13 protein-coding genes and 1 pseudogene are annotated in these 13,721 nt (G+C 66.7%); 7 read left to right on the forward strand and 7 right to left on the reverse strand.

Annotated features, from left to right (window positions below):
• Positions 1–9: 9 nt before the first annotated feature.
• A pseudogene (locus AC1RRP_RS12270) lies at positions 10–879 on the reverse strand (YifB family Mg chelatase-like AAA ATPase); the annotation flags it as partial.
• Positions 880–1,085: 206 nt separating this feature from the next.
• Here AC1RRP_RS12270 and AC1RRP_RS12275 point away from each other — a divergent pair.
• From AC1RRP_RS12275 to glcF, 5 genes are all read left to right on the forward strand, one after another.
• Positions 1,086–1,841 carry a TorF family putative porin gene (locus tag AC1RRP_RS12275; protein WP_493036545.1) on the forward strand — a complete coding sequence of 252 codons (756 nt, stop codon included), beginning with the start codon at positions 1,086–1,088 and terminating at the stop codon, positions 1,839–1,841.
• Positions 1,842–1,867: 26 nt separating this feature from the next.
• Positions 1,868–2,206, forward strand: a complete 339-nt coding sequence (gene glnK, locus AC1RRP_RS12280; RefSeq protein ID WP_174253652.1) for a P-II family nitrogen regulator — start codon at positions 1,868–1,870, stop codon at positions 2,204–2,206.
• A gap of 28 nt (positions 2,207–2,234) precedes the next feature.
• Positions 2,235–3,737 carry an ammonium transporter gene (locus AC1RRP_RS12285; RefSeq protein ID WP_493036547.1) on the forward strand — a complete coding sequence of 501 codons (1,503 nt, stop codon included), beginning with the start codon at positions 2,235–2,237 and terminating at the stop codon, positions 3,735–3,737.
• 145 nt (positions 3,738–3,882) lie between these two features.
• Positions 3,883–4,962, forward strand: coding sequence for a glycolate oxidase subunit GlcE (glcE, locus tag AC1RRP_RS12290; protein ID WP_493036549.1), 1,080 nt, complete (start codon positions 3,883–3,885; stop codon positions 4,960–4,962).
• 6 nt (positions 4,963–4,968) lie between these two features.
• Complete coding sequence (gene glcF / locus AC1RRP_RS12295; RefSeq protein ID WP_493036550.1) at positions 4,969–6,195, forward strand: glycolate oxidase subunit GlcF; 1,227 nt, start codon at positions 4,969–4,971, stop codon at positions 6,193–6,195.
• 14 nt (positions 6,196–6,209) lie between these two features.
• On the opposite strand, the gene AC1RRP_RS12300 is transcribed toward glcF, so the two are convergent.
• Genes AC1RRP_RS12300 through lplT form a run of 6 tightly spaced genes read right to left on the reverse strand, consistent with a single transcriptional unit; the run spans position 6,210 to position 11,148 of the window.
• Entirely contained in the window at positions 6,210–6,695 is a 486-nt protein-coding gene (locus tag AC1RRP_RS12300; protein WP_493036552.1) for a glutathione peroxidase, read from the reverse strand.
• 42 nt (positions 6,696–6,737) lie between these two features.
• Positions 6,738–7,706 (reverse strand): Bug family tripartite tricarboxylate transporter substrate binding protein, encoded by a 969-nt coding sequence (locus AC1RRP_RS12305; protein ID WP_493036554.1) that lies wholly within the window; start codon positions 7,704–7,706, stop codon positions 6,738–6,740.
• A 49-nt stretch (positions 7,707–7,755) separates the two neighbouring features.
• A complete protein-coding gene (locus AC1RRP_RS12310) occupies positions 7,756–8,628 on the reverse strand; it encodes a DMT family transporter (RefSeq protein WP_493036556.1) in 873 nt (290 codons plus the stop codon).
• A 34-nt stretch (positions 8,629–8,662) separates the two neighbouring features.
• Positions 8,663–9,496 (reverse strand): HDOD domain-containing protein, encoded by an 834-nt coding sequence (locus AC1RRP_RS12315; protein WP_493036558.1) that lies wholly within the window; start codon positions 9,494–9,496, stop codon positions 8,663–8,665.
• On the reverse strand, positions 9,493–9,819 hold the full coding sequence (locus AC1RRP_RS12320) for a hypothetical protein (protein ID WP_493036560.1): 327 nt from the start codon (positions 9,817–9,819) through the stop codon (positions 9,493–9,495). Before AC1RRP_RS12320 ends, AC1RRP_RS12315 begins: the two co-directional genes overlap by 4 nt.
• Before the next feature lie 45 nt (positions 9,820–9,864).
• Positions 9,865–11,148 carry a lysophospholipid transporter LplT gene (lplT, locus tag AC1RRP_RS12325; RefSeq protein ID WP_493036562.1) on the reverse strand — a complete coding sequence of 428 codons (1,284 nt, stop codon included), beginning with the start codon at positions 11,146–11,148 and terminating at the stop codon, positions 9,865–9,867.
• 139 nt (positions 11,149–11,287) lie between these two features.
• On the opposite strand from lplT, the gene alr reads away from it, so the two are divergent.
• Both alr and AC1RRP_RS12335 read left to right on the forward strand, forming a co-directional pair.
• Positions 11,288–12,403, forward strand: coding sequence for an alanine racemase (gene alr / locus AC1RRP_RS12330; protein WP_493036564.1), 1,116 nt, complete (start codon positions 11,288–11,290; stop codon positions 12,401–12,403).
• On the forward strand, positions 12,400–13,611 hold the full coding sequence (locus tag AC1RRP_RS12335) for an HD-GYP domain-containing protein (RefSeq protein WP_493036566.1): 1,212 nt from the start codon (positions 12,400–12,402) through the stop codon (positions 13,609–13,611). Before alr ends, AC1RRP_RS12335 begins: the two co-directional genes overlap by 4 nt.
• Positions 13,612–13,721 lie beyond the last annotated feature (110 nt).

Genomic DNA, 13,721 nt, shown 5'->3' on the forward strand with positions numbered 1-13,721 from the left:
TGATTCACAACCGCCCCCCACCAGGGCCACGGCACTGGCGGAATGGTGCGGGCTGCAAGTGGGGCGGCGCCCCCAGTGCCCCGGATCGAAGCGCCCGGCCAGGCTGGCCACCGCCGCGCTTTCCAGTGCCTCGTCGGTGGACATGGGGGGCAGCAGGCCGGCCAGACGCTCGGCGAGCATGGACTTGCCGGCGCCCGGCGGGCCGCTGAAGAGGATGCTGTGGCCGCCGGCCGCAGCGATCTCCAGGGCCCGTTTCGCACCGGCCTGGCCTTTGACGTCGGCCAGATCGGGGCCCTCGTCCCGGGGTTGCAGCGGCTGCGTAGCCAGGCGTGACCAGGCGGGTGAGTCGCTCACGGCCGGGTCGCGGCTGGGCACGAATTGCTGCACCACATCGAGCAGATGACCGGCCCTGTAGATGATGATGTCCGGCACCAGGGCGGCTTCCTCGGCGCTGCCCGGCGGCAGCACCAGCCGGGTTGGCATGGCACGCAGGGCCAGCGCCATGGCCAGCGCGCCGCGTATCGGGCGCAGCTCGCCCGAGAGCGAGAGTTCGCCCGCAAATTCGTGACCGGTCAGGGCGGCTGGGTCGATCTGCCCGCTGGCTGCCAGGATGCCCAGCGCGATGGGCAGGTCGAAACGGCCGGAGTCCTTGGGCAGGTCCGCGGGCGCCAGATTGACCGTGATGCGCTTGTTGTGCGGGAATTCCAGCCCGGCGTTCAGGATGGCCGAGCGCACGCGTTCGCGTGCTTCCTTGACTTCGGTCTCGGCCAGCCCCACCAGCGTGAAGCTGGGCAGGCCGTTGGCGAGATGGACTTCCACCGTGACCGCGGCGGCCTCCAGCCCCAGCAGGGCCCGGCTATGCACCAGTGACAGGCTCATGACAACTTCCTCCACAAATCGGTGCAAATCTTGTGCTTGCTTGTCAGAAGACGCACGCAATTGGTGCAATCTGTATGTTTGTACAGCTATCTTAACGCAGCTTGTACGGATACGTGTACACATTCGTGTGGAAATTCTGTGGGCGAGAGCTGGCACGGTCCCTGCTTATCCAGTTCGTCCCCTTTAACCCTCTGATGGAGTAAGACATGAACCTGAAATCCAAGATCGCCCTGGCCGCCCTGACCCTGACCGCTGGCTCTTCTGTCATGGCCCAGCTGGCCTACAACGTGGGCGCTGTCAGCGAATACCGTTACCGCGGTATCGCCCAGTCTGCCCTGGCCCCGGCCGTGCAAGGCGGCGTGGACTATGCCCACAGCAGCGGCTTCTACGTTGGCGCATGGGCTTCGCAGATTCGTTGGATCAAGGAAGCTGGCACGGCCGCCAACGTGGAAACGAAGGGCGACGTTGAACTCGACCTGTATGGCGGTTACAAGGGCGCGATCACCAAAGATCTGTCCTATGACGTTGGCTACCTGCGCTACGAGTACATCGGCAACACCTACAAGGACGCTTCTCCTGCATCGAATGTCAACGCCAATACCGACGAGGCTTACGGTGCTCTGAGCTACGGCGCTTACACCTTCAAGGTTTCTTACGCCTTCTCCGACCTGTTCGGCTACGCAAAGAGCAGTGGCAGCACCTACTATGACCTGTCGGGCACCTTTGACCTGGGCAGCGGTTACTCTGTCGTCCCGCACGTGGGCTACCAGGCAATCGAGGGTGCCGCCAACAAGCAATATAGCTACACGGATTACTCGGTCACGCTGGCCAAGGATCTGGGCAAGGGCCTGTCCGCTACCATCGCAGCGGTCGGTACCGACGGCAAGGCCAGTCTCTACAAGGTCAACGGTCGCCAACTGGAAGCCGCCACTGTTGTGCTGGGTGTGAAGTACACCTTCTAAATTCAACTCAAACCAGAGGAGAACCCATGAAACTCGTTACAGCCATCATCAAACCTTTCAAGCTGGATGAGGTGCGAGAAGGCCTCTCGGCCATCGGGGTGCAGGGCATCACCGTCACCGAGGTCAAGGGCTTTGGCCGCCAGAAAGGTCATACCGAGTTGTACCGCGGTGCCGAATACGTGGTCGACTTTCTGCCCAAGGTGAAGATCGAGGCGGCCGTGTCCGACGAGCTGGTCGATCGCGTCATCGAGGCGATTGAAGGCTCGGCGCGTACCGGCAAGATCGGCGACGGCAAGATCTTTGTGTACAACCTCGAGCAGGTCGTGCGTATCCGCACCGGTGAAACCGGCAAGGAAGCGCTCTGAGGCTCCCACAACAAGAGAGAACACTGACATGAAAAAACTAATCGTCTCCTTCGTGCTGGGCCTGGGCCTGCTGGCCGGCTCGGCTGCCGTCTGGTCCCAGACCGCCCCGGCCACCGAGGCCGCCGCTCCTGCAGCGGCTGCCGCCCCGGCTGCTGCGGCGCCCGCAGACGCTGCTGCACCGGCTGCTGCCGCACCCGTGCCCAACAAGGGCGATACCGCCTGGATGATGGTGGCCACCCTGCTGGTCATCATGATGACCGTGCCCGGCCTGGCCCTGTTCTACGGCGGCCTGGTCCGCAGCAAGAACATGCTGTCGGTGCTGATGCAGGTCATGGTGACCTTCTCGCTGATCGTGGTGCTGTGGTTCATCTACGGCTACAGCCTCGCGTTCACGGAAGGCAATGCCTTCATCGGTGGTTTTGACCGCCTGTTCATGAAGGGTGTCTGGGACAACGTCGCGGGAACCTTCGCCAGCGCTGCCACGTTCAGCAAGGGCGTGGTGATCCCCGAGATCGTGTTCGCAGCCTTCCAGGCCACCTTCGCCGGCATCACCTGCGCGCTCATCGTCGGCGCCTTTGCCGAACGCATGAAGTTCTCGGCTGTGCTGATGTTCATGGCCCTGTGGTTCACCTTCAGCTATGCGCCGATCGCCCACATGGTCTGGTTCTGGATGGGCCCGGACGCCTACACTGCCAAGGAAGTCGTTGATGCCATGAACGGCAAGGCCGGCTACATCTGGCAGATGGGCGCGCTGGACTTCGCCGGCGGTACCGTGGTGCACATCAACGCCGCCGTTGCTGGCCTGGTGGGTGCCTACATGGTGGGCAAGCGTATTGGCTACGGCAAGGAAGCCATGGCCCCGCACAGCCTGACGCTGACCATGGTCGGTGCCTCCCTGCTGTGGGTGGGCTGGTTCGGTTTCAACGCCGGCTCCGCCCTGGAAGCCAACGGCTTCGCCGCCCTGGCCTTCGCCAACACCTTCGTGGCTACCGCCGCTGCCGTGCTGGCCTGGTCCATCGGTGAGGCGCTGCTCAAGGGCAAGTCCTCCATGCTGGGTGCCGCTTCCGGCGCCGTTGCCGGCCTCGTGGCCATCACCCCCGCTGCCGGCAACGTCGGTATCGGTGGCGCGCTGATCATCGGCCTGGTCGCCGGTTTCGCCTGCCTGTGGGGTGTCAGCGGCCTGAAGAAGATGCTCGGTGCCGACGACTCGCTCGACGTGTTCGGCGTGCACGGTATCGGCGGCATCGTCGGCGCTCTGCTGACTGGCGTGTTCAACAGCCCGGCCCTGGGTGGCCCGAGCCTGGTCGGTGACTGGGTTACGGCCGGTATGGTGGCTCCGGCCGACTATTCCATCGCCGCGCAGGTGTGGATCCAGGCCAAGGCCGTGCTGATCACCGTCGTCTGGTCGGGTGTGGTTTCCTTCATCGCCTACAAGATCGTGGACCTGACCATCGGCCTGCGCGTCAGCGAAGAAGACGAGCGCCAGGGCCTGGACATCACGGCCCACGGCGAAACCGCCTACAACCGTTAAACGAGCAATGGACGGCAGCCCGCACCGCGCGTGCAGGCTGTCGCGCCAGAGCAAGCGAGAGTCTCCTCTGGTTCAGGCCCGCAAGAGCTTAGGCTCAAGCGGGCCTTTTTTCGTCCGCACACCGGCCACCCGTTAACATGGCGGCATGGATACAGCCCTCCAAAACATCATCGAGCGCGTGCGCCAGGCCGCCGAGGCCGGCACCCCCTTGCGCATCCGCGGCGGCGGCAGCAAGGATTTCTACGGCCAGTCCTTGCAAGGCGAGCTGCTGGACACCCGGCCCCTGCAGGGCATCGTCAGCTACGAACCCAGTGAACTCGTCATCACCGTGCGTGCCGGCACCCCGCTGGCCGAGGTCGAGGAAGTGCTGGCCGAGCGTGGCCAGGTTCTGCCCTTCGAACCCCCGCACTTTGCCACCAGCGGCGCCATGGCGACCGTTGGCGGCATGGTCGCCTGTGGCCTCAACGGTCCGGCGCGTGCCAGCGTGGGCGCGGTGCGCGACTATGTGCTGGGGCTGGAGTTGCTCAATGGCCGCGCCGAGCTGCTCACCTTCGGTGGCCAGGTCATGAAAAACGTGGCGGGTTATGACGTCTCGCGCCTGATGGCCGGCGCCATGGGCACCTTGGGCGTGATCACCGAGGTTTCGCTCAAGGTGCTGCCACGCGCCGTGGCCGAAAGCACGCTGGTGTTCGAACTGGACGAAGCCCGCGCGCTGGCCCAACTCAACACCTGGGCTGCCTTGCCCCTGCCCGTGAACGCCTCCTGCTGGCATGAAGGCGCGCTCATGGTGCGCCTGCGCGGTGCGCAGGCGGCCGTGGCCGCTGCGCAGAAGAGCATGGGCGGCACCGTCATGGACGCCGGGCAGGCCACGCTCTTGTGGAACGCATTGCGCGAGCAGACCGCGCCGTTTTTCCAGCTGGCCGAGGGCGAGTCATTGATGCGCCTGAGTGTGCCCGACACCGCGCCGCCGCTGGGCCTGGGCCCCACGCTGATCGAATGGGGTGGCGCCCAGCGCTGGCTCAAGCTGCCGCTGCCGCAGCGCCCCGATATGAACAAGGTGCTGGATGCCACCACCGGCCACGCCACGCTGTTCCGTGCCACGGACAAGAGCGCCGGTGTCTTCACGCCGCTGGCCGCGCCGCTGGACCGCATCACCCGTGAACTGAAGAAGCAGTTCGATCCGGCCGGTATCTTCAACCGCGGCCGCCTCTACCCTGATTTTTGAGCCGCCATGCAAACCAACCTCGCCCCCGAGTTCAAGCACACGGCCGACGGCCAGGCGGCCGAAGCCATCCTGCGCAAATGCGTGCACTGCGGCTTCTGCACCGCCACCTGCCCCACCTACCAGCTGCTCGGCGACGAGCTCGACGGCCCGCGTGGCCGGATCTACCTGATCAAGCAGGTGCTCGAGGGCGAGGCGCCCACGCGCAAGACCCAGGCCCACCTGGACCGCTGCCTGACCTGTCGCAACTGCGAGAGCACCTGCCCTTCGGGGGTGGACTATGGTCATCTGGTGGACATCGGTCGCAAGATCGTCGATGAGAAAGTGCCGCGCCCCGCCAGCGAGCGCCTGACCCGCTGGGCGCTGAAAGAGGGCCTGCCTTCGCCGGTGTTCGCACCGGCCATGAAGATGGGCCAGCTCGTGCGCGGCCTCCTGCCCGCCAGCCTCAAGGCCAAGGTGCCCGCTGCGCAAGATGCCGGCACGTGGCCCACGCGCACCCATGCGCGCAAGGTGCTGATGCTGGCCGGCTGCGTGCAGCCGGCCATGATGCCCAACATCAACAACGCCACGGCGCGCGTGCTCGACGCCGCCGGTTTGCAGACCGTGGTGGCCGCCAAGGCCGGCTGCTGCGGCGCCGTGAAGTTCCACCTGAACGACCAGGACGGCGGCAAGGCCGAAATGCGGGCCAACATCGACGCCTGGTGGCCCCACGTGGAGAGCGGCGTGGTGGCCATCGTCATGAACGCTTCCGGCTGCGGCGTGACCGTGAAGGAGTACGGTCACATCCTGCGGGACGATCCGCAGTACGCGGCCAAGGCCCAACGCATCAGCGACCTGACCAAAGACCTGAGCGAGCTGTTGCCCGAACTCGTGGAGAAACTGCGCGGCAAGGTCAGCGCCAAGGCCGCGCAAGTGGCATTTCACCCGCCCTGTACCCTGCAACACGGGCAGAAGCTGCGCGGCGGTGTGGAAGAGCACATGGGTGCGCTGGGCTTCAAGATCAACACCTGTCGCGTCGAGCCGCACCTGTGCTGCGGCTCGGCGGGTACCTACTCGGTGCTCAATCCCAAGCTGGCCTATGAGCTGCGCGACCGCAAGCTCAAGAACCTGGGCGAGATGCAGCCTGAGCAGATCGTCTCGGCCAACATCGGCTGTATCACGCACCTGCAGAGCGGCACCGGCACACCGGTGAAGCACTGGGTGGAGCTGCTCGACGAGGCGCTGGCGCAGGCCTGAAGCCGGCCGGGCGATCAGGCGGCCAGCGCGGCCTCGATATCGCGCTGCAAGCGCCCGGGTTTCGTGAGGGGCGCATAGCGCCTGAGCACCGTACCGTCCTTGCCGATCAGGAACTTGGTGAAGTTCCATTTGATGGACTTCGTGCCCAGCAGGCCCCGCGCCTCCCGTACCAGCCACTGGTAGAGCGGGTGGGCCTGCGGCCCGTTGACCTGGATCTTGGCCATCATGGGGAAGCTCACACCGTAGTTGAGCTGGCAGAAGCTGGCGATCTCGGTGTTGTTGCCGCGGTCCTGGGCGCCGAACTGGTTGCAGGGAAAACCCAGCACGACCAGACCCCGGGGGCCATAGCTCGCGTGCAGTTCTTCCAGACCCGCAAATTGCGGTGTGAAACCACAGGCACTGGCCGTGTTGACGACCAGCAAGACTTTCCCCCGGAACTGGTTCAGGGCGACAGGCTGGCCGCCGATCGTCTCGGCTTCGAAATCATAGACAGAGGGCATGGTGGTGGATTGGACGTGGATCGGCGATACAGAGGCTGCGACTCAGTCGATCGTCGCGCCTGATTCCTTCACGATCCTGGCCCAGCGCGTGATGTCCTCCTGCAGCTGCGTGGCGAACTGCGCCGGCGTGGCATTGGCCAGTTCCACCCCCTGGGCCTGCAGTTTCTCCTGCGTGTCGGTGGCGGCCAGCACCTTCTTCATGGCGTCCTGCAGCCGGACCTCGATCTCCGGCGGCGTGCCGCGCGCGGCGAACAGGCCCACCCACAGCGTGCCGCTGTAGCCCGGCACCTGTTCGCCGATGGCGGGCACGTCGGGCAGCACCGGGGAGCGGCCGGGCGAACTCACGCCGATGGCCACCAGGCGCCCGGCCTTGAGGTGCTGCAGCACCGAGGGCAGGCTGGTGAAGGCCATGGGCACCTGGCCGCCGATCACGTCCGTCATGGCCGGGGCCACACCCTTGTAGGGGATGTGCTGCAGCTTCACGCCCGCAGTGCTGTTGAGCATTTCGCCCAGCAGGTGGTTGAGCGTGCCGTTGCCGGCCGAGGCGTAGGGGTACTTGCCGGGGTTGGCCTTCACCAGCTTCAGGAAGTCTGCGAGGTTCTTCGCCGGGAAAGCCGGGTTGACCACCAGCACATTGGGCACGGAGCCCACCAGGGCCAGCGGCGTGAAGTCCTTCACCGGGTCGAAGCCCGGGTTCTTGTAGACGGCGGGGTTGATGGCCTGCGCGCTGCTGATGGTCATGAGCAGGGTGTGGCCGTCCTTGGGTGCCTTGGCCACGTAGACGGTGCCGATGTTGCCCCCGGCGCCGGGGCGGTTCTCCACCACGACGGCGCCGGGCAGGGTCTCACCCAGCTTCTGGGCGATGAGACGACCCACGATGTCGTTGGAGCCACCCGCGGCCTGCGGAACGATCACGGTGACGGGTTTGCTGGGGTAGTCGCTCGCAGAGGCGCTGGTCGTGCCCAGCGCGAGCAGGGTGGCGGCCAGGGCGGCGATGAATCGGCGTTGCATGCGGGTCTCCTTGTTGCTTGGGAGCCATCCTAGCAGCGCCAGCCCGGGCTCAGTGGCCGCGTTCTCCCCAGGAGGCCCAGAGCGCCGCCAGCAGGATCAGCGACCCGCCCGCTAGCGTGCGTGTCTCCAGCTCGGCTGCGCCAAGCAGTACCGAGGACACGCTGGCGAACACCACCTCGGTCAGCATGACCAGAGCGGTGGTGGCCGCGGGCAGGCGGGCCGCGCCGTACTGCAGACCCAGGTTGGCCGCCAGGAAGGCCAGGCTCGTGAGCAGGACCAGCAGCAGCCAGTCGGTGGCGAAGGCGGGTGGCAGCGGCACCAGCCCCGAAGGGCCTCCCAGCAGCGCCGTGGCCAGGGCCAGCAGCGCGCCGCCGCCGAACATGGCCGTCATGCGCGCTTCGTCGGGGGTGTCCTTGAGCTTGAGCAGCAAGACATTGGTCAGCGCAAAGCTGAAGCCGCCCAGCAGCGCCAGCCCGTCGGCCAGGCCGCTGGGGACGGGCCAGGGCGAGCCCGGCGTCTTGAGCACGACGACCACGCCGGCCAGGGCCAGCAGCAGGCGCAGCAGGGCGGACAGGCCCGGGCGTTCACCCAGCAGCAGCCAGGCCAGCAGCACGGACCAGGCTGGCATCAGGTAGAACAGCAGCACCACGCGCACCACGTCGCCGATGGTGACGGCCCAGTTGAAGCCCACATTGGTCAGGCCCGAGGCCACCAGCAGCAGGCACAGCAGGGGGTGGCGCAGGAAGTGGCGCCAGGCCCCGGGGCGCCAAACCAGCAGGCCGGCGAAAGCCAGCACATAGATGAGGAAGGTGGACCACAGCGGGTGCAGGCCTTCGGCCTCCAGCAGGCGGAAGGGGTACCAGGAGACGCCCCAGACAAAGGCGTTGAGCACCAGGGCCCAGGCGGCAAGTTGTTTGTGCATGAGAAACGCAGACAGGACCGGCGCTTGGCAGGTCCTATTCCAGCAGGGTGCGGGACTGGTCGAAACGCACTTCGACCCGGCCCAGCAGGTCTGGCATCTTGTCTTCCCAGTTCTCGCCCAGTGCGCGCAGCGCCTGGGGTGCAAGGTGGCGGACTTCGCTGTCCGGCTGGAAGGGCAGGTCCAGGCCGCTGCAGATGACGGTCGCCAGATGGACGACGGCCACCAGCGGCGGCAGCGCGCCGTGCGCCGGCGTGCGGTAGCCGGCGATGGCTTGCACGATGTCGCCGGGCAGATCCCAGTGCTCGGCCAGCAGACGGCCGATCTCGAGGTGATCGATGCCCAGCAAGGCGCGTTCGGTCTGCGCCAGGTCGCTGTCGTGCAGCTGTCGCTCGATCAGCACCTGCTGGTATTCGTGCGGGTGGCAGACCTGGAGCCAGAGGATGCCCACGCCATGCAGCAGGCCGGCCACCAGCGCGTGGTCCGGGTTCTCGCCGGCCAGCCCGGCGAGTTCCTGCGCGCACAGCCCCACGGCCAGGCTGCGCTCCCAGAACACGCTGGTGCAATGGCTGTTCTTCGCAAAGTCCAGCAGGCTGGTGGACACCACGACGTCGTGAACCCGGTTCAGGCCCAGGTAGCTGACGGCGGTGTGCACATCGCCGACCGGCTCGCGCCCGGAGTGCCGGATCAGCCGGTTCGCGGCCGACAGGATGCGCGCGCTGATCACCGGATCGGATTGCAGATGCTGTTCCAGCAGCTCGAGTGCGGCACGTTCGTCGTTGAGCGTATCCAGGATGCGGGTGACGATGGCTGGAAACGCCGGCAGCGCATGCAACTTCGCCACGACTGCGCTGGCCTGGATGGGCATCATGCGCTCCGGTGCGTCAGCAGCGCCTGGATCAGCGCCTGGCTTTCCGGGAGGCTGAGATCGGCATGGCGAAAGATCATTTTCAGGCGGCCAGCCTGGCGCAGCGCATCGGCCTCGCGCTGGGCATCGGTGCGCGTGTCGTCCTGCGCGACCTGGACGCACACGGCATGGTGGCTGGCGAGCTGGTGCTGGTTCTCCTGCGTCAGGACATGCCCGGCCGGCAGGGTGTAGGTGACGATGCCGTGCTCGACGAGGGTCAGGGCCTGGGCCAGCACCATGCCGGGCTGCAGGTCCTGAGGTGCGAGGTGGCGGGTGCGCGTGGCCATGGTGCAGGGAATATTAGCGCAGGGGGGCCTCAGCGCAGCGGCAATCTAGCCGTGCAGGTGGTCGTTGCGGGCGATGTCGAGCAGATGCTCGACTTCCTCGGGGTACTTCTTGCAGTTGTTTTCGTGCCAGCGCTTGATCAGCCACATGAAGCCGGCGACCAGGACGCCGAAGCCGGTGATGGCGCCGAAGGACGACAGGCCCATGCCGGTGGAGAAGCTGTAGAGGAAACCCAGGCCCAGGATGCAGGCCTGCTCGTTGAAGTTCTGCACCGCAATGGAGCGGCCGGCGCCCATGAGGTTGTGGCCACGGTGCTGCAGCAGCGCGTTCATGGGCACGACCAGGAAGCCGCCCAGGCCGCCGAGCAGCACCAGGAAGGGCGCGGCCAGCCAGACGTTGTCGATGAAATTGAGCAGGAGCACCAGCACACCCATGCCGATGCCCAGGGGCATGACGCGCGTGGCGTCCTCCAGCCGCATGCGCATGGACGCCACCACGGCGCCCACGGCCGTGCCGATGGCCACCACGCCGACCAGCGAAGAGGCCTGCGTGACGCTGTAGCCCAGCGCGGCCGCGGCCCAGGCCAGCACGATGTAACGCAGGTTGCCGCTCACGCCCCAGAACAGCGTGGTGGTGGAGAGCGAGATCTGGCCCAGGCGGTCCTGCCAGAGCCGGGTGTTGCAGCGCCAGAAGTCGGGCAGCAGGGCCAGCGGGTTCTTCGGCATGGGTCGCATCTCCACACCCGTGTGCGGGATGCGGGTGTTGAACCAGGCCGCCAGCAGGTAGACCAGGATCAGCACCGAGATCGCCGCTTCCGGTGCGCTGTCGATGCCGGTGTTGATCAGGGGCAGGTCGATGGTCAGCAGCGCGGAAGAGATGGCGTGCCCGACCAACTGGCCACCCAGCAGCACGCCCAGGATGATGGAGGCGATGGTCAGCCCCTCGATCCAGCCATTGGCCTTGACCAGCTGCGAGGCCGGCAGCAGTTCGGTGAGGATGCCGTACTTGGCCGGCGAATAGGCCGCGGCGCCCAGGCCCACGATGGCGTAGGCCATCAGCGGGTGCGTGCCGAACAGCATCATCAGGCAGCCGATGATCTTGATGCCGTTGCTGATCAGCATGACCTTGCCCTTGGGCTGGGCGTCGGCAAAAGCGCCCACGAAGGGCGCCAGGATCACATAGAAGAGGGCAAACATCGGCACCAGCGCCGCCTGCTGCCACTCGGGTGCGCCCTCACTGCGCAGCAGCTGCACGGCACCGACGAACAACGCGTTATCAGCCAGCGAGCTGAAGAACTGCGCCGACATGATGGTGTAGAAACCGCGTTTCATGGGCTGGGGGACCGGGGGCTCGTGCTTTGAGGCTTGTTGTGAAAATCCAATCGACGCTGGGTTATAGCATGGCGGGCAATGTCACAATTCATGGCAAGGGGTTGACTGAACTTCCCCGTCCAACGCTAGTCCCGACCGCATGTCCCGCCCGATCCAAGCCCTGATCCACGTCGAAGCCTTGCGCCATAACCTGGCGCGGGCTCGCCAGTCCAGCCCCGATGCGCGGGTCTGGGCGGTGGTCAAGGCCAATGCCTATGGTCACGGCATCGAACGTGTCTACGAAGGGCTGCGCGGCGCCGACGGCTTTGCCCTGCTGGATCTGGGCGAGGCCGAGCGCCTGCGGCGCCTGGGCTGGCGCGGACCGATCCTGCTGCTCGAAGGCGTGTTCGATCAGCGCGACCTGGAGCTGTGTTCGCGCCTGGATCTCTGGCACGTCGTGCACTGCAGCGAACAGATCGACATGCTGGCCGTGCACAAGACCCACGTGCCGCACCGCGTCTTCCTCAAGATGAACAGTGGCATGAACCGCCTGGGCTTCAAGCCGGAACAGTTCCGCGCGGCCTGGCATCGCCTGAACGCGCTGCCGCAGGTGGACGAGATCTCGCTGATGACCCACTTCAGCGACGCCGACGGCGCCAAGGGCGTGGCGCAGCAGCTGGCTGCCTTCAACACCGCCACGCAGGACTTGCCGGGCGAACGCTCCCTGAGCAACAGCGCGGCGGTGCTGCGCCACATGGGGCCACAGGCCGCAGCCAGCCTGCGCTCGGACTGGATCCGGCCCGGTGTCGTGCTCTACGGCGCTTCTCCCGACTTCCCGGAGCACAGCGCGGGCGACTGGGCGCTGCAGTCCGCCATGACGCTGCGCTCACGCATCGTCGGTATCCAGCAACTGGCCGCCGGGGACAGCGTGGGTTACGGCTCGACCTTCACCGCGGCACAGCCCATGCGTATCGGTGTGGTGGCCTGCGGTTATGCCGATGGCTACCTGCGCGCCAGTCCGGGCACACCCGGGCGCGGCACGCCGGTGCTGGTGGACGGCGTGCGCACGCATCTGGTCGGGCGTGTCAGCATGGACCTGATCACGGTGGACCTCACGCCCGTGCCCGCTGCAGGCATGGGCTCGGAAGTCACGCTCTGGGGGCGCGCCTCCAACGGAGCCCTCCTGCCCATCGACGAAGTGGCCCAGGCCGGGGACAGCGTGGGTTATGAATTGATGTGCGCGCTGGCCGCGCGCGTGCCGGTGGAGCTCGCATGAAGTACGTGCCCATCCCTATCGCCATGCTGCCGGTGGGCAAGCCCCTGCCGGTCAATGTCTGGAACCCCGACGGCCTGCTGCTGCTGCGCAAGGGCCAGCCCATCGTGTCCGAGCAGCACCGCGACAAGCTCTACGCCCACAACGCATCGACCACCGAAGCCGAGGCGCAAGCCTGGCAGCGCTCCTACGAGCGCATGGTGCACACCCTGCTGATGGAAGGGGTGGAGGTCGACGCGATCGCGCGCCTCCCCATGCCCAGCGCCATCCGCGAGCGCGACTACATGGTCGGCGAGCAGCTCAACGGCGGCTGGATGGACCTGCAGGAGGTGCTGCGCGGCATCCTCTACCAGGGCGGGCTGGCGCTCAACCCCCTGCCACGGCTGGCGGCCCTGGAGAACAAGGCGCGCGCGCTGCTCCAGGCCGACGCGGACGACAGCCTCTTCTGCCTGTTCCAGGCCCTGGCCGACAGCAGTCTGGGGTATTGCGCCACGCATGCCCTGCTGTGTGCCTGCGTCTGCGAACTGGCGGCACAGAAGCTGGGCCTGAATCCGCAGCAGCGGCAGTCCCTGATGAGCGGGGCCCTGACCATGAACATCGGCATGGCCCGCGAGCAGGACGTGCTGGCCCGGCAGAACGAGGCCCCCACGCCCGAGCAGCGCCAGCTGATCCAGGAACACCCGCAGCTCAGCCTGAAGATCCTGGTCTGGCTGGGCATCGAGGACGTGGAGGAGCTGGACCTGGTGCGCTGGCACCACCAGCCCGACAGCGCCGAAGGCCTGCCGCACAACCTGCAGGCGCGCCGCCTGCTGAGCATGACCGACGTCTTCGTGGCCAAGATGGCGGCGCGGCGCACACGCGAGGCGCTCTCGCCCCTGGAGTCGGCCAAGTCCATCTACCTGTCGACCGAGAAGGAAGTCACGGCCTCGGTCGGTGGCGCGCTCACGGCGGCGGTCGGTTTCTATCCGCCGGGCACCTATGTGCGCCTGGTCAGCGGCGAGACCGCGGTGGCGGTACAGCGCGGGCTGCGCGCCAATACGCCCTGGGTCATCGTCATCGTCGACCGCAACGGCATGCCGGCCTTCAACTACCACTGCCTGGACACCTCGGACCCGGCCTACGCGATCGCGGCGCCCATGCTGTTTCGCACCGGCAAGGTGGCGGTCAACATCGAGCGCGTGCGGCGCGCGCGCGAAAAAATCCGGCGCTGACAAGGGGCGACGCGCGGGGACTCCCTCGCGCTCTGCCGTCCGTGAATTTTTCACACCCACGCAGGTGGGTGCGGGTTAGTCCCGAGCCGGGCGCATGTGCGGGCCGGCAA

Source organism: Hylemonella sp. GW821-FHT12C09 (genome assembly GCF_058807395.1).